Source organism: Motiliproteus coralliicola, from assembly GCF_003345655.1.
In the GTDB taxonomy this organism is placed as follows: Bacteria; Pseudomonadota; Gammaproteobacteria; order Pseudomonadales; family Balneatricaceae; genus Motiliproteus; species Motiliproteus coralliicola.
Window position 1 is genome coordinate 83418 of record NZ_QQOH01000005.1, and the last position, 26327, is coordinate 109744.

26 protein-coding genes are annotated in these 26327 nt (G+C 58.2%); 13 read left to right on the forward strand and 13 right to left on the reverse strand.

What is annotated here, in order from left to right; all coding sequences use genetic code 11:
• Nucleotides 1-187: 187 nt before the first annotated feature.
• The 9 genes from nrdR to DV711_RS16700 all read left to right on the forward strand — a co-directional run bounded on the left by nrdR (nt 188) and on the right by DV711_RS16700 (nt 6881).
• Entirely contained in the window at nt 188-682 is a 495-nt protein-coding gene (gene nrdR / locus DV711_RS16660; RefSeq protein WP_114696871.1) for a transcriptional regulator NrdR, read from the forward strand.
• 2 nt (nt 683-684) lie between these two features.
• Nucleotides 685-1821 (forward strand): bifunctional diaminohydroxyphosphoribosylaminopyrimidine deaminase/5-amino-6-(5-phosphoribosylamino)uracil reductase RibD, encoded by a 1137-nt coding sequence (gene ribD / locus DV711_RS16665; RefSeq protein WP_114696872.1) that lies wholly within the window; start codon nt 685-687, stop codon nt 1819-1821.
• 4 nt (nt 1822-1825) lie between these two features.
• Nucleotides 1826-2503, forward strand: a complete 678-nt coding sequence (locus tag DV711_RS16670; protein WP_114696873.1) for a riboflavin synthase — start codon at nt 1826-1828, stop codon at nt 2501-2503.
• A 50-nt stretch (nt 2504-2553) separates the two neighbouring features.
• Nucleotides 2554-3666, forward strand: a complete 1113-nt coding sequence (gene ribBA / locus DV711_RS16675) for a bifunctional 3,4-dihydroxy-2-butanone-4-phosphate synthase/GTP cyclohydrolase II (protein WP_114696874.1) — start codon at nt 2554-2556, stop codon at nt 3664-3666.
• A gap of 285 nt (nt 3667-3951) precedes the next feature.
• Entirely contained in the window at nt 3952-4428 is a 477-nt protein-coding gene (gene ribH / locus DV711_RS16680) for a 6,7-dimethyl-8-ribityllumazine synthase (RefSeq protein ID WP_114696875.1), read from the forward strand.
• A gap of 3 nt (nt 4429-4431) precedes the next feature.
• The gene (nusB, locus tag DV711_RS16685) at nt 4432-4914 is read left to right on the forward strand and encodes a transcription antitermination factor NusB (RefSeq protein WP_207802673.1); all 483 of its coding nucleotides are present in this window, start codon (nt 4432-4434) and stop codon (nt 4912-4914) included.
• 10 nt (nt 4915-4924) lie between these two features.
• The gene (thiL, locus tag DV711_RS16690; protein ID WP_114696876.1) at nt 4925-5878 is read left to right on the forward strand and encodes a thiamine-phosphate kinase; all 954 of its coding nucleotides are present in this window, start codon (nt 4925-4927) and stop codon (nt 5876-5878) included.
• 164 nt (nt 5879-6042) lie between these two features.
• Nucleotides 6043-6516, forward strand: coding sequence for a phosphatidylglycerophosphatase A family protein (locus tag DV711_RS16695; protein WP_114696877.1), 474 nt, complete (start codon nt 6043-6045; stop codon nt 6514-6516).
• 140 nt (nt 6517-6656) lie between these two features.
• The gene (locus tag DV711_RS16700) at nt 6657-6881 is read left to right on the forward strand and encodes a hypothetical protein (RefSeq protein ID WP_114696878.1); all 225 of its coding nucleotides are present in this window, start codon (nt 6657-6659) and stop codon (nt 6879-6881) included.
• 68 nt (nt 6882-6949) lie between these two features.
• On the opposite strand, the gene DV711_RS16705 is transcribed toward DV711_RS16700, so the two are convergent.
• The 13 genes from DV711_RS16705 to DV711_RS16765 all read right to left on the reverse strand — a co-directional run bounded on the left by DV711_RS16705 (nt 6950) and on the right by DV711_RS16765 (nt 21675).
• Nucleotides 6950-7861 carry a type II secretion system protein gene (locus DV711_RS16705; RefSeq protein ID WP_114696879.1) on the reverse strand — a complete coding sequence of 304 codons (912 nt, stop codon included), beginning with the start codon at nt 7859-7861 and terminating at the stop codon, nt 6950-6952.
• Complete coding sequence (locus DV711_RS16710) at nt 7861-8637, reverse strand: type II secretion system protein (RefSeq protein ID WP_114696880.1); 777 nt, start codon at nt 8635-8637, stop codon at nt 7861-7863. Before DV711_RS16710 ends, DV711_RS16705 begins: the two co-directional genes overlap by 1 nt.
• A 3-nt stretch (nt 8638-8640) precedes the next feature.
• Entirely contained in the window at nt 8641-10011 is a 1371-nt protein-coding gene (locus tag DV711_RS16715) for a GspE/PulE family protein (RefSeq protein WP_114696881.1), read from the reverse strand.
• A gap of 19 nt (nt 10012-10030) precedes the next feature.
• Nucleotides 10031-11242 carry a type II secretion system F family protein gene (locus tag DV711_RS16720; protein WP_114696882.1) on the reverse strand — a complete coding sequence of 404 codons (1212 nt, stop codon included), beginning with the start codon at nt 11240-11242 and terminating at the stop codon, nt 10031-10033.
• Nucleotides 11243-11370: 128 nt separating this feature from the next.
• Entirely contained in the window at nt 11371-12972 is a 1602-nt protein-coding gene (locus tag DV711_RS16725; RefSeq protein WP_114696883.1) for a GspE/PulE family protein, read from the reverse strand.
• 1 nt (nt 12973) lies between these two features.
• A complete protein-coding gene (locus tag DV711_RS16730) occupies nt 12974-14071 on the reverse strand; it encodes a type IV pilus twitching motility protein PilT (protein WP_207802674.1) in 1098 nt (365 codons plus the stop codon).
• A gap of 14 nt (nt 14072-14085) precedes the next feature.
• Nucleotides 14086-14703: a hypothetical protein gene (locus DV711_RS16735; RefSeq protein ID WP_114696884.1), complete on the reverse strand. Its 618-nt coding sequence runs from the start codon at nt 14701-14703 to the stop codon at nt 14086-14088.
• Nucleotides 14704-14705: 2 nt separating this feature from the next.
• Complete coding sequence (locus DV711_RS16740) at nt 14706-16703, reverse strand: hypothetical protein (protein WP_114696885.1); 1998 nt, start codon at nt 16701-16703, stop codon at nt 14706-14708.
• Entirely contained in the window at nt 16700-17215 is a 516-nt protein-coding gene (locus DV711_RS16745; RefSeq protein ID WP_114696886.1) for a hypothetical protein, read from the reverse strand. Before DV711_RS16745 ends, DV711_RS16740 begins: the two co-directional genes overlap by 4 nt.
• 86 nt (nt 17216-17301) lie before the next feature.
• Entirely contained in the window at nt 17302-18336 is a 1035-nt protein-coding gene (locus DV711_RS16750; protein WP_114696887.1) for a prepilin-type N-terminal cleavage/methylation domain-containing protein, read from the reverse strand.
• 229 nt (nt 18337-18565) lie between these two features.
• Complete coding sequence (locus DV711_RS16755; RefSeq protein ID WP_207802675.1) at nt 18566-18832, reverse strand: hypothetical protein; 267 nt, start codon at nt 18830-18832, stop codon at nt 18566-18568.
• A 92-nt stretch (nt 18833-18924) separates the two neighbouring features.
• A complete protein-coding gene (locus DV711_RS16760; protein ID WP_114696888.1) occupies nt 18925-21174 on the reverse strand; it encodes a type II secretion system protein GspD in 2250 nt (749 codons plus the stop codon).
• Nucleotides 21175-21180: 6 nt separating this feature from the next.
• Nucleotides 21181-21675, reverse strand: coding sequence for a hypothetical protein (locus tag DV711_RS16765; protein ID WP_114696889.1), 495 nt, complete (start codon nt 21673-21675; stop codon nt 21181-21183).
• A gap of 297 nt (nt 21676-21972) precedes the next feature.
• On the opposite strand from DV711_RS16765, the gene DV711_RS19395 reads away from it, so the two are divergent.
• The 4 genes from DV711_RS19395 (at nt 21973) to DV711_RS16780 (ending at nt 26325) form a co-directional block, all read left to right on the forward strand.
• The gene (locus tag DV711_RS19395) at nt 21973-22245 is read left to right on the forward strand and encodes a hypothetical protein (protein ID WP_133297478.1); all 273 of its coding nucleotides are present in this window, start codon (nt 21973-21975) and stop codon (nt 22243-22245) included.
• Nucleotides 22246-22318: 73 nt separating this feature from the next.
• The gene (locus DV711_RS16770; RefSeq protein ID WP_243633869.1) at nt 22319-23269 is read left to right on the forward strand and encodes an AAA family ATPase; all 951 of its coding nucleotides are present in this window, start codon (nt 22319-22321) and stop codon (nt 23267-23269) included.
• A 9-nt stretch (nt 23270-23278) separates the two neighbouring features.
• A complete protein-coding gene (locus DV711_RS16775) occupies nt 23279-24181 on the forward strand; it encodes a DUF58 domain-containing protein (RefSeq protein WP_165840149.1) in 903 nt (300 codons plus the stop codon).
• A complete protein-coding gene (locus DV711_RS16780; RefSeq protein WP_114696891.1) occupies nt 24178-26325 on the forward strand; it encodes a transglutaminase TgpA family protein in 2148 nt (715 codons plus the stop codon). Before DV711_RS16775 ends, DV711_RS16780 begins: the two co-directional genes overlap by 4 nt.
• Nucleotides 26326-26327: the final 2 nt, after the last annotated feature.

Below are 26327 nucleotides of genomic sequence, written 5' to 3' on the forward strand. Positions count from 1 at the left end.
ATAACCGCCCAATAGAATTTAAGGGGCTGTAGGAAAAGGTAGCGAGCGAAGGTGAAGATAGGCAAAAATCGACGAAAAGCGCAGCTTACCGCGTTGTAAGCGAGCATTTTGAGACGGTTTTTAATGACGCTTCACCGAGCGCAGTAGTTTTCCTACAGCCCCTCGCTCTTTAAGACAGGTTTGACGCATGCATTGTCCGTTCTGCAAAGCCCACGAAACCAAAGTGATCGACTCCCGTCTGGTTGCCGAAGGCGAACAGGTGCGGCGTCGGCGTGAATGTCTTGCCTGCAACGAGCGCTACACCACCTACGAAGTCGCCGAACTGTTGATGCCCCGCCTGGTCAAGCAGGATGGGTCGCGGCAGCCGTTCGACGAAGAGAAACTGCGTGCCGGCATTCTCCGCTCGCTGGAGAAACGCCCGGTCGGCATCGACCAGATCGAAGCCTGTATCAATCAGATCAAGCACAGCCTACGCGCCACCGGCGAGCGGGAAGTGCCGTCGATGGTGGTCGGTGAGGCGGTGATGGCGGCGCTGCGTGAGCTGGATCAGGTCGCCTACGTTCGTTTCGCCTCGGTTTACCGCAGCTTCCAGGATATCAGCGAATTTCAGGCCGAAATCGACAAGCTGGCCTCGAACGGCGAGGGCCCGGACTCCAACAATCATTCGGAGACGGAATCCTAGCGATGAGCTATACCGCCGACGACCACCGCCATATGGCGCGGGCGCTGCAACTGGCTGCCCAAGGTCTCTACACCACCGAGCCGAACCCGCGAGTCGGTTGTGTGCTGGTGCGCGATGGCCAGGTGGTTGGTGAGGGCTATCACCAGCGTGCCGGTGAAGGCCATGCCGAGGTCAATGCCCTGGCGGTTGCCGGTGAGCAGGCCCGCGGGGCTACCGCCTATGTGACGCTAGAGCCCTGCAGTCACCATGGCAAGACCGGCCCCTGCTGCGAGGCGCTGGCCGAGGCAGGGGTCGCCAAGGTGATCTCGGCGATGCAGGACCCGAACCCCCAGGTCAGCGGTCGTGGTCACCGTTATCTGCAACAGGCTGGTGCCGAGGTGAGCTGGGGATTGATGCAGTCCCAGGCCGAAGCGATCAATCCCGGTTTTATCAGTCGGATGGCGCGCAAGCGTCCCTTCGTACGGATCAAGCAGGCTGTCAGCTTGGATGGTCGGACCGCCATGGCGTCGGGTGAATCGAAGTGGATTACCGGTGCCCAGGCACGCAGTGATGTGCAGCGGCTGCGGGCGCGTAGTTCGGCGATTCTGACCGGGATCGGCACCGTGCTGGCCGATGACCCGGCGATGACGTTGCGGGCCGAGCAGTTGGGGCTGGATAACGCCGATGAGGTCGTTCGACGTCAGCCGCTACGATTGGTGCTGGACTCGAACTTACAGACCCCAGTGGATGCGGCGATTCTGCAGCAACCCGGCGAGACGGTGCTGGTCTATCGTGATGCACCCGGCGACCGGGTTCAGGCCTTGCAGGACAAGGCTACGCTGTTACAGCGGGATACCAGCGACCTAGCCGGTTTGCTCGAGTGGCTGGCCAGCGAGCGTGAATGCAACGAGCTGCTGGTCGAGGCCGGCGCCACACTCAGTGGTGCAGTGATCGACGCGGGTCTGGCCGACGAGCTGGTGCTCTATCAGGCCACCACGCTACTGGGCTCCAACGCCAGGGCGGCCTTTGAGTTGCCGTTCGACAAGATGGCCGAGCAACGCCGGATGGAACTGCTGGATCAGCGCCGCTTGGGCGATGACCTGCGTCTGACACTAAGATTCAACCATTCATCTCTTAATCACCCAGCGGGGGAGCAGTAACGCGATGTTTACCGGGATAATCGAAGCGGTTGGCGAAGTGGTCGATACCCGTCTGCAGGGCGGTGATCTGCGCCTGCGCCTGCGAACCGGCAAACTGGATCTGGCCGACGTCAAACTGGGTGACAGCATTGCTGTTAACGGCGTCTGCCTGACCGTGGTCGATCTGCCGGGTGATGGGTTCTGGGCCGATGTGTCTCGCGAGACCCTGGCCCATACTGAATTTGAACTGCTGCGGGCCGGTGATCGGGTCAATCTGGAGAAAGCCTTGATGCCGACTAGCCGCTTGGGTGGCCATATTGTCAGCGGTCACGTCGATGGCATCGGTGAAGTGGTCGGGCGTCGTGAAGATGGCCGCTCGATCCGGTTCCAGATTAAAGCGCCGGCCGCGTTGTCGCGCTATATTGCCGCCAAGGGCTCGATCACCGTCGACGGTGTCAGTCTGACCGTCAACGGGGTTGAGGGCAGTCAATTTGAACTCAATATCGTCCCGCATACGCTGGATGAAACCCTGATTAAGGATTACAGTGTCGGCCGCCGGGTGAACCTCGAAGTCGACCTGATCGCCCGCTATCTGGAGCGCCTGTTCAGTGGCAGCGCCGATGAAGATAGCCACGACAATAGCGATGCTGGCGGCCTGAGTATGGCGCTGCTGGCTGAGCACGGCTTTACCGGTCGTCGCTAACGAACACCAATTGCAACTAACACCAATTACTAGCTTCAACGGGAACCACTATGGGCCTTAACTCCACCGCCGAACTGATCGAGGATATCCGTCAGGGCAAGATGGTCATTCTGATGGATGACGAAGATCGCGAAAATGAAGGTGATCTGATCATCGCCGCCGAAAAGGTGCGCCCGGAAGATATCAACTTTATGGCCACCCATGCTCGCGGTCTGATCTGCCTGACCCTGACTCGCCAGCACTGCAGCAAGTTGAAGCTGCCGCTGATGGTGCAGGATAATGGTGCTGCCTATTCGACCAACTTCACCCTGTCGATCGAAGCGGCCGAAGGGGTGACTACCGGTATCTCGGCGGCCGATCGTGCCCACACCGTGCGTACCGCGGTGGACCCGAACGTTAAGCCTGAAGATATCGTCCAGCCGGGCCACATCTTCCCGCTGATGGCGCAACCCGGTGGGGTACTGAGCCGTGCCGGCCATACCGAAGCGGGCTGTGATCTGGCGCGCATGGCCGGATGCATCCCGGCAGCGGCGATCGTCGAGATCATGAACGAGGACGGCACCATGGCGCGTCGTCCCGATCTGGAAAAGTTCGCCGAGAAGCATGACCTGAAGATCGGTACCATCGCCGATCTGATCCACTACCGCACCCTTAACGAGCACACCGTCGAGCGTGGCGAGAGCTACAGCCTGAGCACCGAAGCCGGTGAGTTCCAGGTCACCAGCTACCTCGACAGCATCCACGGCTCCAGCCACCTGGCGCTGGTCAAAGGCGAGATCAACCCGGAAGAGCCGACTCTGGTTCGAGTACATATGGCCGACCCGATGCGTGATGTGATCGGTGCCGTCAACGACGGTGAGCCCAAGTGGTCACTGCGTAAGTCGCTGCAGAAGGTCGCCGACGAGGGTGCCGGGGTGGTTGTTCTGCTGGGTAATGGCGGCTTGGATGACCTGGCCGGTAGCTTGGAAACCCACCTGAATAAGAAACCGTTGCGTAACCCCAACGTCGATGGTGCCGGTGCTTACCAGACCATCGGTACCGGTTCACAGATTCTTCGTGACCTGGGTGTCAGCCAGATGCGGCTGCTCAGCTCACCGATCAAGTTCAGCGCGCTGTCGGGCTTTGACCTCGAGATTGTCGAATTCATCCCCTGTGACGCGTAAGAGGAACCTGCGAATAAGTTCAAAAGTATTTCTGGCCTCCAGACAGGTTCGCAATCAAGGCGCGTCTTTGCAGACATGTCGGGACCTGTTAAAAAGGCGCAACAACGAGTGCGGATCTGTCTGGATGCCCCAAAGGACAAGGCCTGATGTGCACTGACTCGGTGTTGCAACTCTTGCTAAGGGGTGGCCATTAGCGGCGATTTGCGCCTTGATTCAGAACACATCAGGCGCTTGCAGAAACACTTGGGAACTTGTTCACAGGTTCCCACAGAAAGGAAAAGATAGATGACAGTTCAAACAGTAGAAGGTGATTTCACCAACGCCCAGGATGGCCGTTACGCCATCGTTGTCGGCCGCTTCAACGCTTTCGTGGTTGAGAGCCTGGTCGAAGGTGCCGTTGATACCCTGAAGCGTCACGGTGTCGACGAAGCCAATATCCGTATCGTGCGGGTTCCGGGTGCGGTTGAGATCCCGCTGGCGGTGCAGAAGGTTGCCGAGCAGAAGCAGGACGATGCGATCATCGCCCTGGGTGCGGTTATCCGTGGCGGCACCCCGCATTTCGAATACGTCAGTGCCGAGAGCGCCAAGGGCTGCTCCCAGATCGCGCTGGACTTCGGTATCCCGGTGGCCAATGGCATCCTGACCGTTAACTCGATCGAGCAGGCGGTTGAGCGTTCCGGCACCAAGATGGGTAACAAGGGTGCCGAAGCGGCGCTGTCATCGCTGGAGATGGTCAGCCTGCTGAAGCAGCTGGAGGCGTAAGCGGTGAGCGATTCCGACAAGCCGCAGAAGAAGGCCAAGAAGTCCGGCAAGCCGTCCCGTACCCAGATGAAGCGCGAGGCTCGCAGCTTTGCGCTGCAGGCGCTGTACCAATGGCACATGGCTGGCAACCCGCTGAACGATATCGAAGCTCAGTTCCGGGTCGAGAACGATATGTCCGGTACCGACCTGAAACTGTTCAGTGCGCTGCTGCACGGTGTGCCCAGCAAGACCACCGAGCTGGATGAGGCAGTTAAACCCTACCTGGACCGTAAGCAGGATGAGCTGGATCCGATCGAGCTGACCGTGCTGCGGATGGGGACTTTCGAGCTGGCCGAGATGATCGATGTGCCCTATAAGGTCGCGATCAACGAGGCGGTGAATCTGGCCAAGACCTTCGGCGCCACCGACAGCCACAAGTACGTCAATGGTGTGCTGGATCGGGTCGCCCGCGATCTGCGCAAAGCCGAAACCGGCGCCAAGGGCTGATTAGTCACCGATGGCCGTCGCCGAGTTTGACCTGATCAAGCGCTTCTTCGCGTCCCTGCCTCAGCATGGACGCGGCGTTGGTCTGGGTATCGGTGACGACTGCGCGCTGCTAGAAGTCCCGGAGGGCCAACAACTGGCGGTATCGATCGATACCCTGGTCGAAGGTACCCATTTCCTTCCCGGTATTCCCGCCGAGCAACTGGCTTATCGTGCTCTGGGCGCTTGCGTCAGTGATCTGGCCGCGATGGGCGCCGAGCCGGCTTGGCTGACCTTGGCGCTGACGTTGCCCGAATCCGATTCCGACTGGCTGGAAGGCTTCAGTCGTGGACTGGGTGAGGGAATGGCCCAGTATGGCCTGAGCCTAGTTGGCGGCGACACCACCCGGGGCCATCGGGCTCTAAGTCTGCAGGTTCACGGTTGGGTCCCTAAAGGGCAGGCCTTGACACGCCGAGGCGCACAGCCCGGTGACAGCATCTGGGTCAGCGGTACCCTGGGTGATGCGATGGCCGGGTTGGATCAGCTCCAAACCCAGGCAGATCCGGATCCGTATCTACTTGGACGGTTCTATCGCCCCAGTGCTCGGATCGAGTTGGGGTTGGCGCTGCGAGAGATTGCCAGCGCGGCGTTGGATATCTCCGATGGTCTACTGGCTGATCTGAACCACTTGCTGCAGCATCAGGACCTGGGTGCCGAGCTGCAGTTGGCGCAGATTCCACTCTCCGAGGTCCTGCTGGATCGGTATTCGGAGCAACAGGCGTTGAACTGGGCGCTGGGCGGTGGCGAGGACTTCGAACTCTGTTTCTGTGTGCCCGCGAATCGACGCCAGCAGTGGTTGGAAAAACTGCCTGGCTTGAGTGTTTCTTGCCGAGAAATTGGCGCTATTTGTCGTGAACCTGGTCTGATCGGGGTCGATCAGCAGGGGAACCGGCGACCAATGGCAGCCAGTGGCTACCAGCATTTTTAGTAACCCGGCAATGAAATTGCGGGGTTACTTGAGTCGTATAGGGACGTACGACCGAGGCGGTAAGCCTCGCGAGACAAGGGCGGACAGGCGCCGACCTTGTCGTCAACAACATACCGCAGGAACCGGTATGTTGTTCCAGGTTAATAGCTTATCGAGGGTCCGAGATGTCACTGCCAAAACCCAACTGGGGTAATCCAGTTCATCTGGCAGCATTCGGCTTCGGTAGCGGCGCGCCCAAGCGAGCCCCGGGAACCTGGGGTACGTTGGCGGCCATCATTCCTTATCTGTTTCTTCGAGAACTACCGCTTGAGGCTTACCTAGCGGTGATCGTGCTGGCCTTTGTGGTCGGTATCTATCTGTGTGGTCAGACCTCTCGGGACCTGGGGGTTCACGATCACGGCGGCATTGTCTGGGATGAGTTTGTCGGACTGTGGATCACCCTGATTCTGGTACCGCCGGGCTGGGGCTGGCTACTGCTGGGCTTCGTTCTGTTCCGGTTGTTCGATATCGTCAAACCCCAACCGATCCGCTGGGCGGACAAGCGAGTTTCCGGCGGCTTCGGCATCATGATCGATGATGTCTTGGCGGGTATTTACGCTTGGTTGGTGCTGCAGCTGATCATCCACTGGGTCGGCTGAACCGTAACAGCTGCCTAGTAAATGTATCGATAATCTCTATCATTTGCGTTACAAAACAACGACTTAGACTATTTTTTAGCGGCTTGTCTGTCGTGCTGATCTATAATCCCGCCATAGCCTGACTGATTGATGGGGCGTCTATGCTGGGACTTGGCTTTGTTATCAACCTGTTGAAGTTGTATACCGGTTACGCTTTTGTGGTCGCTTTTCTGCTGCAGAGTGGTGTGACGCTGCTGTTGGCGATGCTGGCTTTCTTCGTACTTTCTTTATTGCGTCAGCGGCAAATTCAATCTCGAATGCGGCGACAATCGGCTGTCGTACAGGTCAAGCCCGGTCCAATCTATTACCCGCGTTTTAATCGTTAATCGGGCCAAAAAAAAACCGGTGTGGGCTGTGCTGATGCCGACACCGGTTTTTATTGTCTCGCCACTAGCTAGTTAATTGTTACTTCCAGCCCTTTCGCTCCAAGGGTGAAGAGATTATGGGCCACAACTGCCGATCCTATAGCTGCACTCGCAGTATACGAGGTTGCGGCGCTACAATTAGATGCCAGATTGGGCATTTTACTAACAGCGGTGATTTGAACGATTCCGAAAACATCGGTCGCGCTGATGGTGGCTGCTGATGTGGTTCCAGATACTCCGCCAGGTGCAATGTAATCAAAACAAAACAAGTTTGGATCATGACTGGAGTTATTGGTGATAGTGATACTTACCTCACGACCAGCATATTGGTTGCTGTAGATTACACGCTTATTTGAAGGATTGTCCTCGTAGGATCTGTCCATGGTATTGGATGAACTAGCGCCGCTTGCACCATTCATGCCTAGGCTTATGATTTCAATATCACTACCAGTAGCGGCACTCACAAACCAACCGAAGTTATAAGGATCAGGGGTAACAGTGCTATCGTCATAATTGGTATTGTTTCCCCAGCCATCGGTAAAGGATTCATTTAAGTCAGTAATCGGAAGATAGGGGCCTTTCCAATTATCAGATGCTTCATACCAATCATCGCTTCCGCAATCGGTTTTAGTGGTTTTGGTGATATCGGTGGTGCAGTATTCCGCATTGCTAACCAACTGGCGTAGCTGGGTTGGCACTCTGCCTGTATCGGCAATAAAACCGCTAAATACCGGCTGTCCATTTAGACTACGGGAGCTGTCACCGATAATCGCATAACGGATCTGCTCCAACCGTAGTTTGGTGGTGTCGAAGCGCTGCTGATTGGTCTGATTGACCATAAAATCGGTGGCCATGGCGGTGATCAAGCCCAGTACGCCGACCACGACAATCAGTTCCAGCAGGGTAAAACCACGCTGATTCGGTTTGCTGTTGTTGTGCATTAGTTAACCCCCAGAATTCTAACTACATCGTCGCCATTGCCATCTTCGTATTCGCCGTCAGGTCCGGCGCTGAGCAGAGCTATGCATCCACTTGCGGAGGTGCATTGCGGGAAATTGCCGTTTACGAACTGAGTGTCGTAAAGATAGGGCTGCCCCGGCGCATTTCGCCCCACCCAAAAACCGTCCTTATAGACAACAAAGCAGCTATCGGCGCTGGTGTAGGTGCGGTTACGTTCGAAAGGATCACCTAGTGCGATAATTGCGGTACTGTCTTGCTTGCGATTGGCGTTGATTCCGAAAATGTCGAGCGAACCTACTCCTGTATCTAGTTCACAGTTGCTGTCATTGGCGACCGTTCCGGGAGGGTCGATACGCAGTCTTTTAATACTGTCGTTGCTTAAATAGGGGCCGTTCCAGCCTCGGTTGGAATTGATGTTCCAAGGCGACTGTAGGTCGCCATCTGGAGTACTGCTAGCGACTGTGCCTTCATCACGTGGTTTGATAAATAGGAAACCCAGATCAGCTTTATCCACATTTGTCGTATTGGCGGCGGTACTGGCGAATAAACCTCCTTGCTCGGGGAAGTAACCAGTATCCCGTTTGAACTGATAAATCGCGCTGGCGATCTGCTTCATTTCGGTAACGACCAGCTCTTCGCGGGCACGTTGGTCATAACCCCCGACGGCGACCACGGCGACAGTCGCCATGGCGGCTAGCACCGAGACCACCACCAGTAGTTCGATCAGGGTAAAGCCCTGCTGTTGTTTGTTGTGCATGTTTCAGACTCCCAGCGGCTGTTCGGTTGTCGGCTCGACCAGGCTGTCGGGCGCTGGATGGATATCGAAGTCGATCGCATCCCGTTGCTTTGTCGGATGACCGTCGCGTAGAGGGATTGGAAGCAATCCCAGTACCCGTTCGACTTCGTCGATATCGGTGATACCGGCTTTGACGTGCTCCAGTGCGCTGCGGCGCATATCCTGAACACCCCGCTGTTCCAGATAAGCCTCGATATCGGCATCACTGGCACCTTCAGCGATGGTGCGGGCCAGGCCGTCATCGACCGGCATCACCTGAAACACGCCGATCCGGCCTTTGTAACCGGTCTGGTTGTTGCCCGGCTTGGCCCGGTAGAGCGTCAGGCCGTTGATCTCTTCATCCTTGAAACCCAGTGCCAGCAAACGCTCACGGGGAACGGCGATCTGTTCGCGGTTGTCGGGATCCAGGCGTCGCAACAGCCGCTGACTGATCACCAGCGTGACGGTGGAGGCAATATCGTAGGGATCGACCCCGAGGTTGCGCAGCCGTGGTACCGCCTTGGGGGCGGTATTGGCGTGTAGGGTCGAGAGCACCAGGTGGCCGGTATGGGCGGCCTTGATGGCGGTGTCGATGGTCTCCCGATCACGCATCTCACCGAGCATGATCACGTCGGGATCCTGACGCATGATGGTTCGGGCTGCCTCGGTAAAGTTGACCCGCTCGCCGATGTTGATCTGGTTGACCCCGGCCAGGTCGATCTCGACCGGATCCTCCAAGGTGTAGATATTGCGAGGCTGCTGGCTGATATGTTTGATCAGGGTGTAGAGCGACACGGTCTTGCCGCTGCCGGTCGGGCCGGTTACCAACACCATGCCCTGCAGCCGGTTGATCGCATCGAGAATCGGCGCCGCCTGCTGTGGGGTCAGTCCCAGCTTGTCCAGTTCCAACATCTGCTCGGGTAGATAGAGCAGTCGCAGCACGATGGTCTCGCCGTGCATGGTCGGCAGTACCGAGCAGCGAAAATCCAATCCGTTATTGGCATCGATCTGCATTCGGAAGCGACCACCCTGGGCGATCCGCTGCTCGGAGATATCCAGGCCGGCGATCACTTTCAGACGGGTGGCGACCAGATGGCCGAAGCCGCGCGGCATATCGGCGATATCGCGCATCACGCCGTCGACCCGAAAGCGGATCCGGTAGAAATCGGCGTAGGGCTCGAAGTGAATATCCGAGGCACCCAGCTCGATGGAGTTGGCCAGGGTACGGTTGAGGTAGCGCGGAACGCTGAGTTCATCCAGCGTATCGGCAGCCGCGCCGGTATCGATCCCGGTTTCTTCCGAGGCGAAGCTCAGTTCATCGGGATTGAGTTTGATATCGTTGAGTGCGAGTTTCATGGCTGATTCCTTATCTTCTCTATCCCGCAGAGACCTGCATCATGGCTTTGAAGAAGCCGATATAAACGAACGCGACCATGCCGCCGATCACCAGGGTCATCGCCGGCTCGATCATGCCCATCATCTTCTTGATCCGGATTTCGGACTGGGACTGGTAGAACTTGCCCAGCTCGGTCATCACGTGTTCCAGCTCGCCGCTGCGCTCGCCGATGCCGGTCATATGCTGGACCATGATCGGGATATGGGATTGGCGCAGGCCGTAGGCCAGGCTATGGCCGGACAGGATCTCCTTGGCGGCATGCTCGAAACAGAGCTCCAACCGACGGTTGCCCAGCACACCGCTGATAACCCGCAGTGATTCCAGTACGGTCAGACCGCTGCCCAATAGCATCGACAGGGTCCAGCCCATCTGGGCCATGCCGCTGGTGCGGATACTGGTGCCAATCACCGGCAGATTCAGCAGCACGCGATCGATCACCGCCTTGCCGGGACCGGTGGTGTAGGCCACCAGAGTTAAGAAGACCGCCGCCAGCAGACCACTGCCGACGTAGGGGCCGTAATCGATCAGCCAGGCGGAGGTATCGAGCATCGCCTGGGAGATCGGTGGCAGCTGCTGGGACTTGCCTTCAAGCAGCTTGGCGAACTTGGGTACGATGCCGACCGCCAGGCCGATAAAGACGCCGAACGCGACCAACAACAGGATCGCCGGGTAGGTCATGCTGGAGATCAACTGACGCTTCACCGCGGCGCTGCGCTCGAGGTTCTCGGCAAGGCGTTCCAGTGTCGATTGCAGCTCACCGGAGATCTCGGCGGTGGCGATCAGCTTGGCGGCGACCGGCGGGAACACCCGGCCCTGAGCCTCAACCGCGACCGCAAAGCTGCTGCCGGATTGGATCCGCATCAGCATGTTCTGAATCGCTTTTTGCAGATCGCGCTTCTGACACATCTCCGAGGAGATCTCCAGCGCTTGAGTCAGGGTGTTGCCGGAGCGCAGCATCAGGGCCAGCTGCCGGAAAAACAGCACCTTGTCGATCGCCTTGGCGCTGGTGTAGCGGCTCAGGCTGAATCTGCCCAATACCGCCAGCGGGTTGACGCCGACTTTGCGAATTTTCTTGAGGCTACCGTACTGACTCCGAAGCTTGGCGCTGGCCTGATTGATATCTTCGGCTTCAATGGTGCCGTTGACCTCTTTACCCTGTGGGTTCAGGGCGGTGTATTTAAACGTCGCCATCTGGGGGTCCTATTGATTGATATTGGGATTCAAATTAAAAACTAAGCAATAATCATTACTGTTATTTGGGTGAAGCCTGCTGTCATCGATCTGCTCTCCTGAATTGCGCTTGCTCGATTATTGGGTAGTTAACGGGTCTGGTAGATCAGCAGGGCTTCCTGCAGGCTGGTGGTCCCTTCGAGCACTTTATCGCGGGCATCCTGCCACAGGGTGCTGAGCAGCCCGGCCTGTTGGGCGTAGCGCTTCATCGCATCGTCACCGGCCCCTTCGTGGATCAGCTGTTCCAGTTGCTCGTCCAGCCACAGGGTTTCGTAGATACCAACCCGGCCGCTGTAGCCGGAACCCAGGCAGTGGGAGCAGCCTCTGCCCCGCTGCAGTTGGGTCGGCTGATCAAGCTCCAGCAGGGCCAGTTCGCGGGCATCGGCCGGGTAGCTTTCCTTGCAGTGGCGGCAGATGCGGCGCAGCAGGCGCTGGGCCAGTACTCCCACTAGGGTACTGGCGATCAGGTAGGCGGGGCAGCCGATATCGACCAGCCGGCTGACTGCGGAGACGGCGTTGTTGGTGTGCAGCGTGGACAGCACCATATGGCCGGTCATCGCGGCACGGACGGCGGTTTCGGCGGTTTCGCCGTCACGGATCTCGCCGACCAGCATCACATCGGGATCGTGACGCAGGAAGGAGCGCAGTGCTTTGGCGAAGCTGACTTTTTCCGAGACCTGCACCTGGGAGATCCCGTCGACCACCTGCTCGATCGGGTCTTCCACCGTCATGATATTGCGCTGGGAGGCATCCAGCTCTCGCAGCGAAGCATAGAGGGTTGTGCTCTTGCCGCTCCCGGTGGGGCCGGTAACCAGCACGATGCCGTAGGGCTTGTGGATCGCTTCGAGCATCGGCTCCAGCAGCGGTTGAGGCACGCCCAGTTGCGACAGACTCAGATCACCGGTGCTCTGGCCCAGGATCCGCAGAGTGGCGCGCTCGCCGAAGCGGGTCGGGATGGTCGCGACCCGCATTTCGATCTCTTCCAGCTCCGGCCAGCCTTCGATGCGGTAGCTGAAGCCTCCGTCTTGGGCCATAAACTGCTCGGCGATATCGAGCCCGGACAGAACCTTGATCCGGCTGATCAGGGATTCGGCCAACTCCTTGCTGATCGGCCGCTCGTAAGGCTGCAGGCTGCCATCGACCCGCATCCGCAGTTGCATGCCATCCTCTTCGGCTTCGAAGTGCAGGTCGGTGGCCTGGAGCAGGTAGGCTTCCTTCATGATGTCGTTGAAGATCGAGATCGCATCGAGCCCGGCTTCATACTGCTTGAAATGGGCCCGCAGCACGGCTTCGATCATCAGCGGGTTGGCCATCGCCGTGCTGGAGGGGCGACCGAGGGTACGCTGGACGGTTTCCAGGCCGATCCGGTCGTCCGGGTCGGTGATCAGGGTCAGCAGCTCACCGTCACGCTCGACCGGCAGAAACAGCCGCCGCAACAGCACCTGGGCATTGAACGCGTTTAACAGCTTGGGCCGAACCTCAATATCACGGCGCTCGTAAAACGGCAGATTCCGGCTTTCAGCCAGGGCTCGGTACAACGCCGTTTGCGGCAGGCGCTTGTCGCGACAGATCAGTTCGGTCAACGGTAGGTTGCTACGTCTGGCTCGGGTCTTGAGCTGCGGTAGTTCGGCCAGTTCGATCAACCCGGCCTGGGAGGCGGCTTGGAGTAGCTGTTGTTCGAGGTTGGCCATGCTATTTCGCTGCTCCGCCGCGAATCAGCCGCTCAAAACTGCCCGGATCACGACAGAGGGCGCGAGCTGACTCCAGCGTGATCTGACGCGCCCGGACCAGCCGGGCCAAGGCCTGATCCAGGGTCTGCATTCCCTGGCGGGCGCTGCTCTCCATCACCGAGTAGATCTGATTGGACTTGGCCGATTCGATCAGGTTGGCCACCGCTTTGGTGACCATCAGGATCTCGGCGGCCACGACCCGGCCGCTGCCGTCTGCGGTCGGGACCAGGTTCTGGGCGATCACCGCCTTCAGCGCATGGGCGATCCGCTGTCTAGCCACGGCTTGTTCGTTACCAGGGAAGCTGCCGATCAGCCGCTCGACCACGCCGACCGCATCGTTGGTGTGCAGGGTCGAGAACACCAGGTGGCCGGTCTCGGCGGCGGTGATGGCGGTGCGCATGGTATCCAGATCGCGCATCTCGCCGACCATGATCACATCCGGATCTTCCCGCAGCGCGGCTTTGACCGCACTGGCGAAGTCGGGCACGTCGGTATAGAGCTCCCGTTGGTGCACGATGGAGCGGATATTGGCGTGGACAAATTCGACCGGATCCTCGACCGTCAGGATGTGCTTCTCCTGAGCTTCGTTGATGTCGTTCAGGATCGCCGTCAGGGTGGTGCTCTTGCCCGACCCGGTGGCACCGCAGACCAGCACCAGGCCGCTTTTGAGTCCGGTCAGGTAGCTGATCTGGGTCGGTAGGCCCAGCTCGCGGGTGGTTTTGAGGCTGCCATCCAGATAACGGATCGCCAGCGCACAGTTACCCATCTCGCGGTACAGGTTGACCCGATAACGGAATCCCTTGGGGGTGGTGTAGCCCATGTCCAGGGTCAGATGGCGGGCGAAATGTTCACGGTGTTTGTCGTTCAGCAGCGCATCGGCCATGCCCTGAACTTCGTCGGCGCTGTAATGGTGCTCGCCGAGTTGGTTGATCTTGCCGTGGACTCGATAGGTGGCGGGCAGACCGGCGGATAGGTGCAGGTCGGACGCTTCCAGCTCGACGCATTGTTCCATCAGTTGGATGATCTGTTGGGCGCTATCCAGCCCGGTACTTTCTGTCACGCCAGGGTCCTCGGTTACATCTGTAGTTCAAACTGGATCTCCAGCGGGCCGGTTTCACCGGGCTGGATCTGGAGGTTGCGGATAAAGCCGCGGAAGCTGAGCTGATCGAGGCTGTCGATATAGCGGATAAAGTCGAAATAGCCGCCGCGACAGAGCACCCGGAAGTAGGGGCGGTCGCGAAACAGTTCGTGAATGGCCTGTCCCTGCAGCTCTTCGGGAAGCTCTCGGGTGGCTCCGTTGAGGGTATGTAGCTCGACGATCTGGATCTGATTGCCGGTGGCCAGTCGGGTCAGCTCCAGCTTGGTCTGCTCCTTCAGATCGGGGGCATCCAGCGGCAACAGGGTTTGGTTCAGCCGCAGCAGCTGCTGTTCGATGCCACGCAGCTTGCCATTGACCTCATCGAGGGCGTCCTGGGTAAAGGCGGGGTCGATCTCCGGGGCTTCATAGTTGCCGATCCGCACGTCGATCCGGTTCTGTTTGCGATTGGCCAGTTTCTCGGCCTGGAACATCTGCTCCCACATCATCGCGGCTAGTAATAGATAAGCCCCCAGGCTCAACAGGGCGATCACGAACAGCAACTGCTTACGTTCGGTTGACGACAGGTTGCGATAGCGTTGTTTGATGGTCTGCATCGCTATTCTCCTGCCTGAGCCGGATTGGAATCGGCCAGCAATTGCGACGTCAGTCCGTGTTGGTAGGTCAACTGCACCAGCAGTCGAAAATCGTCGCTATCCGCCTTGGGATTTGAATTCATTACCTGGTAACCCACCGGCTGAACAAACTCACTGAGTCGGGCGACATACTCCTGTGCCGATGAGCTGGACGGAGCGAGCACCTCCAGGCTGAGGTCGTCCCCCTGTTTTAAGATCTGCCCCAGGATGATCTCCGGGCTCAGGGCCAAAGCGATCGCTTTTAACAACGGTGACAGACTCTGAACCCGGTAGCCGAGATTGGCTTCGATCTCATTGGCCAACAGCAAGGTAAGATCGCTCTGTTGCTGGGAATCGGCGATGGCACCCTTGATCTTCAGACTGTCGGCATAGAGGGCCTGGAGCTGATTCTTGACCTTCAGTTCCCGATCAAATTCGGCTTCCAGAGCAGCCAGGCGTTCGGTCTGGTAACGGGTATTCCACTCCATCCAGCCAAGAAAGCTGAACATGCCAGTCACGAGTAGCACCGAGGCGGCAACCGCAAGATTCTTGGGTTGAAACCAGGACTTCCAGCGGGCGCTCTTGGTCTCGGTGGCGCTGATTCGACTCTGGCGGGTGATCGGCAGATGTCCAAAGTGGTGGTTGATACTGCCCTGTAGCGCCAGCAGGGCATCGGCCGGTACCCGGGCCGGTAGCTCAAGATGGTGACTCTGCGCCGAGAATCGCTGAACATCGATACCCAGGTGGTCGGCAAGGTCCTGCAGCAACTCGGGTTGGAGCTCGGCCTGGCTGCAACTGATATAGAGCCGGTTCAGGTCGCTGGGCAGCACGCCGATCAGATCCAGGCATTGGTGCAGATCCACCGGACCGCGACTGCGGGCAGTGGTCAGGATTTCGGCGACGGTATTACGGTTACCGCTGACCAGGGCCAACTGCTCCTGCTGCACTTCAAGCAGGTATTGCAGCTCCAGCTCGCAGTATTGGCCCAGCCCGGCGAAGGCGCTGCCGATTACCGGATAGAAGGCCTCCAGTTTCAGGCCATTGAGATTGAAGGCCCCGATCCAGCGGCGCTGCAGCGTTTTGCTCATGCCGCTGACCAACCAGGGGTGGCTGCTGTCGTTGTCCTCCTCCTCGGACATCAACACTTCGTCGCTGGGACCTTCACGGGTCGACTCGCTGGCCTGCCAGCCGTAGACCAGATCGTCATCGATGGAGATCAGCTTGCCTTGGAGGGTGAAGCACTCTTCAAGCTGGTCACGGTCGATAAATCCGAGCTGGACCGCCAGATCACCAAAGCGGACCAGCGACTGGGGGCCACCCTCGGTCTGGCGTTGCTGCAGCTGCTCGACCACCTCGTCGCGTTGATCCGGAGTCAGATAGCCTCGCTCGACCAGCATCGAACCGATCATCCAGTGCTTGTTCTGCTGGCTGATGGCGCCTTCGAGCTCCCATCGGATCAGCTCCTGCATCTGTTCGTCGCTGCGCGGGCGTAGTGGGCTGACCGGTAGTTGGACCAGGGCGGTCACCACCGAGGGTGTTAGCAGGATCGCTCTTTTCGGTAGGCGGCGGTGTTGCTGCAGTAGTTGATCCAGTACATCGGCAACGGCACGGGTAAAGTCGATGTTACGTGATTCGGCCAGGGCGCGGATATTGGCTTGTTGCTTACCATTCTGGATCACCGCCCCGCGCAGACCGAAGCTGCCGGCCTGAAATGCCAGTAACTGGTAGGACTCGCCGAGCAACTGGCCGACTTCCGGCAGCCGAAGCTTTGGTTTACTGGTCAGATTGGCGGCGTCCAATTCGGGATCGCTGGCTTGGCTGTTGTCGGCACTTTTTTCAAACAACGGTTCGGACTCAACCGAGGTGAATGGGTTGCTGGGAACCGGTTCTAACTCCGTTGCAGGGGACCCAAGGTCAAAATCCGTCGGTGGCTGATTCGGTTCGACGGCGGGTTTTGTTCGTAATGCTTTCAGCAGCTTCATGGCTGACTACTCGTCCCAGCGGCGATAACAATCAGCCGGGGGCCGTTGGCATAGTTATAAATATGCACGGCATAGAGATGGCAATTCAGCGGCAGGCTATCCGCCTGATCGGCCAAGGACTGTAGCTGGGATGCCGCCTGTTGGGTGACATAGGCGCCGATAACTCGGCCATCGTCGGATTGGATGAAGGCGCTGTGATTGATCGTCGGCAGCGGCTGATCGCTGGGCCATAGGTTGAGGGCGTCGTACACCAGGCTGAACTCACCCGGCTGAGGCCGCTGCATCAAACGGGCATCGAACTGAATGGCACGGGGCGACAGCATCACGCGCTGCTTCTTTTCCACCATTCGTTCGGGAATTTGGTTCTGGTCGATCAACTGGTCCAGTTCGACCGACTGATATTGCTGTTGAATTGTTTGAGCGTTGGGGCTTGCTGAACTATTGCCGGCCGCAAGGCTGAGAGGCGTAATGGCAAGCAGCAGACTGAGCACAAAGGGCAGCAATGCGGGCATGGGGATAACTCGTGAAGCAGAGGAAGATCGGCGAGGGAGAACCCCCGCCGACCGAGCTGATAAACACTGTCTAGGCGGGTAACCGCTTAGATGGTGTTACGGGTTCCATCCCACTCGCCCAGCTCTTCCTCTTTGGTGTCACCGGCACCGTCAACGATGGCAACCAGATTGACCTGATCGGCGGTGCTGTAGCTGGCATCGGCCGCGAAGGTGCCGATTTCGAACAGCGCGATAAAGCGGCCGTACTGGAGCTGGTTAACGTGACGGTAGGACGGGACGGTGGTCATGCCACCCAGGTCGTTGGCGTTAAACAGGGTGGATGACGGGCCAAGGCCTACGGCCATCAGGACCGGGGTGTTGGCACCGGCGGCGGTGATTGCTGCACCGGCAGACGCGATGGTCGGAGTGCCGGCTGTGTCGTGGGCAACACCGGCGCTACCCAGTACACGCTCGTAGCCACCGGTCCAGACGGCAACCTGGTCACCCGCTGCCAGTGTTACGGCAGTACCACAACCATTGGCGTTGGTGCCCTGGAAGATGTTGTTTGATACAACGTGGTTAGATCGGCTAGCGATAGTAGTAGTAATGGTGGCATCGGCGCACTCAAGCGAGGCGGTTCCGCTTTCACTGAAGTCGGTGGATTTGCCGTAATCCAGGTACTGCATGGACGTTACACCGATATCGCCCAGGATACCCACGGCATCAGCGGTCAGGGCGACGGTACCGATATCTTCGATAGCGACCAGCTCGTTGGAGGGGTAGGTGGCGCCAGCGGCATTACCATCGGTGGTGACATCTGCACCCAGCAGTGCGTCGAAGTTGTTCGGGTACTGGTTCTTGTTCAGAACCCGGAAGGTGCGGATACCCTTGTTCAGCTCATCCATCATGGCGACGTGAGCGGCAGCGGAGGCACGGGCATCGGTATCTTGCAGTGCGATCGCAGCAGTACCGGCGATGGCGGCCAGGATGGCGACAACAACCAGCAGCTCGAGCAGGGTGAAACCACCTTGCTTGCCTTTCAGCTTGGCGGCTTTGGCACGCAGATCGGCGTCCTGGATGTCTTCAACGTTTACTTTGGCGAATTTTTTTAGCAGTTCAGCAGTTTTGGTTTTAGAGAACATGAGGTGATAAACCTTAGTTAAAAATCAAATTGGAGACCGTTGACATAAGTGCAGATTCCCCCCGCGGGAACTGTGACAACTTAACCAGTCCGATTTAAAACGCTTCCTTTGGTTGTTCCGGTGACCTCACCGGACGTTCCGTTTCGGCTGCCGTCCGTGGCAACCTACATGGCCCCGTTATCCCCCTTGGATATGTTGGGCCGACTTCGTTGCAGCTCTTTCCTAATGCTTAGGCGAGCAGATCGCGCTTGAGCAGGTGCTTGATCATCGACTCGTTGGCCAGGGCCTGATCGCAATCGATAACGTAGCGGTATTGTTTACCGCAGTGGATGATCACTTCCTTCTGGCCGCGGCGCAGAATTTTGATTTCGATCCGGATGTCGCCGAAGCCATCATGAGCAAACAGGCTGCTGTAGAGATCGATAAACTGATTAAGAAACGCCTCGTGGGCAGTGATATCGATCTGGGATGGTTCGGTTACAGCGTTGGCGCTCATGGAGTCCTATCTCTATGTTTGCGAATGAGAACGATTGTCATTGCTTTTGGTGATTGAGTCAATAGCAAATGAGAGTTTTTTGCATTTGAATCTTATTTGTCTTTAAGCAGTGCAATCGAGAACGGATGCGCTGAGGTGAAATAGAGCAGGGCGTGCTCCTTATGGTTTCCTCCAACCCCCTTCAGCAGGGCTTTATTACGGGCAATGCTGATCCAGCTGCCGGGAATATGGCGAATCTCCAAGGGCTGATCCTGATCCGAGCGATTCTGCACTTCGACCACGGTCAGGTAGAGGTTCTTATGCCGATAAGCGCCGACTGGATTTGCCTCCAGGGCCGGATTTCCCAGTTGTATTGCCCGCCCCGGTTCCGGAGCCGGCAGTGGCTGGAAGGCATGATCGGGTCCGGTTGCGCCGCGAAGCCGGTTGGCGACATGGCGGTTTAGCGCGATCAGGTCGTTCATATCGTAGCCGTTGCCGCTGGTGGCTTGGCCTTGCTCAATGCGCTGCTCTTGGCTGGTTTCGTCGTGGCGTTGGTAATCCAGTTCGCGAATCTCACGGGTCTTTTCGTCCGCTTCATCGGGAGTCTCGATGATATGGGGGGTGATCAGCATGATGTACTGGGCTTCAGATTCGACCGTGTTGCGGGTCTGGAACAGCTTGCCGAGGATCGGCAGGTCACCTAACACCGGTATGGTGCTTCGGTCGTCGCGATCGGTTTGGTTGATCATTCCTCCCAGTGCGATGGTGAAGCCGTCCTGCGCCACAACGACCGTTTTCAGGGTGGACTCCGCTACTGTGTCGAGAGCGACCGATTCGATCTGGCCGGTCAAGGCGTTGAAGAACGGAAAGTTCATCCCTGCTCTTTTTAATTCCGAGGTGGATTGAAGAATATCGATGGTAACGGTGCCGTCATCGTTGATGCTGGGCAGCAGTGCCAGGGTATTTCCGACCTTGCGCACTTCGGTTTCCAGTTCGGTATCGGTGGTGGTGGTTGTGCTGTTGTTATTGTTGTTGTTGGTGGTGGTGCTGCCGGCATCGATGCCGGTGGCGATCACCTGATCCTCACCGATAAACAGCCGTGACGGACGGTTGTTGGAGGCCAGCAGGATCGGCTTGGCAATGATCTCGGCGGCGTCGTTTTCTTCCAGCAGCTCGATCTTGGCGTTGATGTATTTGCTGTAGAACTGGTAGAAGCCACCGGTCAGGCCATTGAAGCCGAACTGGGTGACGGAGTTGCCGCGCAGCTGTTCGAGGATCCGGTCCGCATTGTTGAGGCTGGTGCCGTCGGCCAGGTTGATCGTAGCGGTGCCGTCTTGAATCGCCGATAGGGTGGTGCCATTGGCATAGCTGGCGCCGGGCACATTGAGGGCGTCATTGAAACTGAGATCGAAATCCTGGGTGAACTCGTCGGCCTGGTCGATCCGGATGATCTTGGTTTCCAGCAGTACCTGGGGGGTTGGTTTGTCGCTGGTCTCGATCAGATCCTCGATATCGGCCATCGCTTGGCGATCGCTGGTACGGACAAACAATAGGTTGTGGATTCGGTTGGTGGCGATAAAGATCGGAGTTTTGATACCCAGCTTCTTGCCGGCGGTATCGGCGTTGACTTGCTGAGCACTACCGAGCTGATTCAGTTGGGCGGTGTTGAGCTTTTGATTCAGCTTGGTGCCGGTTGGGTCGCGGTCTTCGTCCTCGGGGCGCAGGGTTTTGATCTCGCCGTCACCCTTGCTGGCGTAATTGAGATTACCGCCATTGCTGCTGGAGTTGCTGTCATTGTTGTTATTGACGGTAACGCGATTGTTACTGCCACTGTTGCTGTTATTACTGCTGGATGAGGTCTGGTCGGTGATGCTCTCCAAGTAACCACTGGGGATGCCCTCGAAGTCATCGCGATCGTCCTGGAGTTTCAGGATCACCCGATCGCCGAACAGGCTTTGAATCGTCAGCGCGGTGGCTCGAACATTCTGGTGCTTGAGAACAAACGAGCGGATCTCATCGTCACGATAGACCACGATGTCGTCCTGGTACTGCTGCTCGGTCATGATCAGGTAGCTGTTGTTGCGCTTGTTGTAGCGAAACCACAGGCCCGAGACCCGGGACAGCATTTCGATCGCGTGTTTGAGTTCGACATTCTGCAGCCGCAGGTCGATGCGGGCATCATGGGCTTCACGAGTGACGGCAATATTGGCGCCGGTCATGCTCGACAGAATACGGGTTGCATCCTTGACCGAAGCGTCCTTGAACTCGACCAGATTGATCTTGGGCGGCTTGGCAGCAGTGGATGGTAGCGGGCAGAAGGCAACAAGCAGGGTGGTGATGGCGACTAGGGTTTTGATCTTCATAGCGGTCTACTGCACTACCAGCTTTTCGCTGAAGCTGCCGGTTTCCATAATGAGGTTGAGTTCGTTGATCTGAATAACATGCAGCACCGCGCCGGTGCTGTTGACCTGCTGCAGGCCGACCTTGTCCTGTTCCTTGACCACGAAGGTGCCGACCCCTTCGATCTCCAGTAACGCCTGCTTTTCGTTGTTAACCACTATCATCCCTTTGAAGCTCATATTAGGCAGACCGGCATTTGAGCGTCGTTTGAACACCGGGGCGTTTGCCGTGGTGGGTGCGGCGGGGGTGCTGTTCAGCTTGCTCTGGGGTTTGAAGCTCAGGTCGGTGCTGTTCTGGTAAGGGTTGTTGAACGGATCCCGTGGCCGGTTTTTCAGGTGCTTGTCGAGCTGCTGATTGAGCGTCTGGTAGTAGGTTTCCATCTTGCTCTGCAGGTCGGTGGCTTGGGCGACTAGGGCTGTCGTCTCGGCCGTGCTGTTCTTGGCTGGCAGCCAGGTAACTGTCATGACCAATGCGGCCAATAGACCAAACGGAGGATTCCGGATCTGGATTACGGCAGGCCGTGGTTTCTGGTGCGGTATTGGCACGGTGAGTTCCTGGTCAAGAAAACGTTGAGTACTTCGGCATCGGTGATCTATGCCAGCGCATCTTAATTGTTTTTGAGAATAATTCAATTAACGATAATCATTCTTATAATCATGTGCTATAGTGCCCGGCCATTGGATAGCTGCGTCCGGCAAACACTTGGTCGGGCTTTGTGAATACCGGCTACGGGGCAGGCGGACTGAGGAGGCGAGTCTTCAATGGTTGATGGGAAATTGCGCACTGGAGTGCTCGGCGTAGGGCGTCCAGCACTTACGGCGGTCGCCGCTTTGCTGCTTTCCGGTTGCGCTTTGCAGGGCTTGTCCCAGTCATCCACGACACCCGCGCCCTCTGCGGCGGCGGACTCATCATCTCCCCAAGCTGATGTTGCTGCGGCACCGATTGAATCTTCCACGACTGCTCAGTCGCTCGAAATGTATGTCTATCCCAAAGACGGATCGAGCAGCGGTTATCAGGTTTTGATCGATCTTTAACGTCCAACGTCCAACGTCCAACGACCAACTCAAGGAAGGCTCTTCCTCCGGCATTCGAATAGGTAAGTAAGCTATGACGGCCATCTTCAATCCCGTGGCATCCACCGAAGTCTGTAAGCCGATGCAGGCGGTATTTGACCAATTAAACTCCGTGGTGCTCGGCAAAGAGCCACAGATCAAGCTGTCGCTGACCTGTCTGTTGGCCAACGGCCACCTGTTACTTGAAGATCTGCCTGGCATGGGTAAGACCGTGCTCTCCCATGCCTTGGCTGGCGCCTTGGGGCTGGCGTACAAGCGGGTCCAGTTCACCAACGACCTGCTGCCGGCCGACCTGCTGGGTGCTTCGATCTACAACAAGGACAGCGGCGAGTTTCGGTTTGTCGAAGGGCCGGTATTTTCGGAGCTGTTGCTGGCCGACGAGATCAACCGCGCGACACCGAAAACCCAGAGCGCATTACTGGAAGCGATGGAGGAGCGTCAGGTCAGTCTGGATGGCGAGACCCGACCGTTACCGGAAGCGTTTTTTGTGATCGCGACCCAGAATCCGTCCGAGCAGGCCGGAACCTCGCCGTTACCCGAATCGCAACTGGATCGCTTTATGGTCCGGATCCAGATGGGGTATCCGGCCAAGCAGTCGGAACTGGAAATCCTGGCGGGCGAGAGTCGGCGGCAATTGCTGGAGCAGATGCAGCCCGCGGTCTCGCCGCCGCAGCTGAAAGCCTATCAACAAGCCTGTCGCGACATTCCTGCCGGTGACCAGGTATTGCTGTACCTGTACGAACTGCTGCAGTACAGCCGTGAGTCCGGCCTGTTTGTCAGCGGTGTGTCGACCCGCGGCGGACTGGCGGTGTTGAACGCCGCCAAGGCTTGGGCCTGGCTTAGTGGCGATGCGCAGTTGATGCCGATGCACATTCAGGCGGTGTTCCCCTATGTGGTCGGGCACCGGTTGCAGCGCCGTGATGGCCAGTCGGATCCGGTGCGCAATGGATTGGACATTATCGACCAGGTCGTAATTCCACGTTGAGGCATGGCGATGACGTTGCTTGGGAAACGGCTTCGGAAACAGCCTGGTGGACCGCGCCGACGTATCCGGCCGACCGCCAATGGCGGGCTGTTTTTGGTCTGTCTGCTGGTTATCTTCCTGCTGGCGATCAATCACAGCAATAACCTGCTGTTCACGTTCTGTTTTCTGCTTGGTTCGCTGCTGATCATCAGCTTCTGGAGCAACCTGCGAAACCTGCGCGGCATCCGTGGTCAGTGCGCCGGGGTCGAGCCGGTTCATGCCGGCCAATCGCTTCGTTACGGGGTGGTGCTGCAGGGGCGTGACACGGCTAAGCGGCATCAGCTGCAACTGGGTGATCAACCGGCGTTGCTATCGCTGCAGGGGGATCAGCATCAGCGGGTCGAGCTGTCGGTAGAAACCCGGCAACGGGGCGACTATCCCGCGTCGATGCTGCGTTTAAGCAGTTGCTGGCCATTGGGATTGTTTCAGGGGTCGGTGGTGTTATGCCAGCTGCCGGAAGCCTTGGTTTACCCACGGGCTGAACAGCTACAAGAATTGCAGCTTCGTTCCGAGGGAGAACAGGCCCATCGGCGCGACGGTACCGATTCGTTATCGGGCTTGAAAGAGTATCAACCCGGCGACAATCTTCGTCGGGTCCATTGGCGTGCCCTGGCTCGTAACGATCAGCTCCAGGTCAAGCAGTTCGATGGTGAAGAGGGTCTGCCCTCCGGTTGGCTGCACTGGGAAGATACCGCCGGTTTAGGGCATGAGGCTCGGATCCGTTGTCTGACCCACTGGGTGTTGGATAGCTTCAACCGGGGCTTGGAGTTTGGTCTGCGGTTGCCTGGGCTGCGGATTGAACCGGCAGCTGGTGCACCTCAGCTGCATCGCTGTTTGAGTGCGTTGGCCAGAATACCGGAGGCGGGCCGATGAGTGTGCTCAGCCTGCTGTCTGGCCGTGATCGACTCCGCTCGCAGTTACAGAACCGACCGAGCAGTACGGTAGCCGATCGGCGTCTGGATTGGCTGGTTGCGGTTTATCTGCTGTTGGCCCTGATTCCTACGTTGCTGCCGTTGCCGCTGATGTTGCAGGGGCTGGTGCTGTTGCCGTTCGTGGCCCGTGGCTGGGTTAATCCCCGCCCGCGGGCTCGCAGTCTGCTGGTGGTTCTGGTGCTTTTGGCCTGGGCGGTGCAGATCCAGCTCGGGGCTCAGCCCTGGCTGAGTGGACAGACGTTTCTTAGTGGCCTGTTGATCGCCGCGGCGCTGAAGTGGGCCGAGTCTTCCAGCCCGGGTGAGTTCCGATTCCTGTCCACGCTGAGCCTGGTCCTGTTTGCCCTGAGCAGTCTGCAATTCAATGGGCTGGTTGGCCTGAGCTATCTGCTGCTGGGCGTATTTTCGTTTGTGCTGGTGCAGCTGCTGATCGATGAGCCGGAAGGCTTGTCGGTGTTGGTGGCTCGCTTGGGCACGACAATCCGGCTGCTGTTATTGGCCCTGCCGATCGCCGCGGTTCTGTTTGTCACCGTACCTCGTATTCAGGGGCCGCTGTGGGATCTTGGCATTGTGATGGGGCTGCCGATCGAGCTGGTGATCGACCAGGACCAGCGCGAGCAGGTATTCAAAGCCAGTCTGCAGGCGGGCAAGGTCTCACGGCTGAAAACCAGCGATGCACCGATTCTGGTGGCTGAGTTCGAAGGGGCGGTGCCCTACAAGAGTCGCCTCTACTGGCGTGGCCCGGTCTATGACCTCTACGACGGTATCTCGTGGCAGATGCGCTCGGACTGGGACAATCGCAGTCGCTTGTTGAAAGACTCGTTCCGCAAGCGTGCCCAGTTGGACCAGGTCATCACGTCAAAATCGGACCGGGTATCTTACGAGGCGCGGATCACCGCCAACGGCGGTCGTTGGATGTACGGGCTGGATTTTCCCTACGGCAGCAGTCCGGAGACCTTTATCTCCAACGAGTTTCAGGTGTTGGGTATTCGAAAGCTGACCCGCGAGTTTAACTATCAGCAGCAAGCCTATCTGGAGTACAGCGGCGGCCGTGCGCTGACCGAGGAGGAGCGTCGTCGTTACCTGCAGTTACCGCAAAACGCCAATCCGAGACTACAGCAATGGGGTGGCGAGCTGGCGCTTGCCGAATCCGATCCAGCCCAACGCCTCTACGATCTGCAGGTTCATCTGGCCGAAGGCGATTACCAGTTAACCCAGACGCCCGACATCGAAGAGTATCCAGACAGTCTGGATGAGTTCTTCTTTGACCGAAAAGAGGGCGGTATCGAGCACCTGGCCGGTGCCACCGCGCTGGTACTTCGCGCTGCGGGTATTCCCACCCGACTGGTCTCCGGTTATCGGGGAGGCAGCCTGATCGCGCTGACCAATTTTGTCGTGGTCCGTCAGGCCCATGCCCATGTCTGGGTTGAGGCCTGGGATGAGGCGAAAGGCTGGCAGCGTTTTGAAGCCAAAGATTTTGTCGAGCCGCCGTCGAAGCAGCAGCCCAAACCGGCTGCCAAAGCGACCAAGGCCGAGCCCGACAAACAGAAAGCCGCCAAAGATCCGATCGCCAAGGCCCCGGAGCCATCGGCTAAACCTGCGGGGCAGTCCAAGCCGAAGCACGGGGCCAACCCGGCCAAGGGGCTGGACTGGCTGGTATCGCTGAGCAGCGGGCTTGAAACCTGGATTCTGAACTACAACCCCGACCGGCAGGTGGAACTGATGAAAAAGTCCGGCCTGCGGACGGTGGACTGGAAGTCGTTGCTGGCGATTTCGCTGCTGAGTTTGCTGCTGCTGATGTTGATCTACGGACTGCTGCTTGGGCGCCGCAAGGCTAAGCAGGACCCACTCGAGCGGCTGTTCGGGCAACTCAACCGGGCCATGGCCAAACAAGGCCTGGACTGTGGCCCGCAGGAGTGCCCGCAGCGATGGCTGCAGCGGTTGGAGGTTGAAGCCCAGAATCTGTACCCGGCGCTGGAACTGGTGATTTCGGCCTATATCCGGCTTCGGTACAGCCGCGCCTCGGTAGAGCCAGTGCAGATCAAAGAACTTCAGCGAGATATCAAGCGACTAGCGGGGATGTTGTAAGC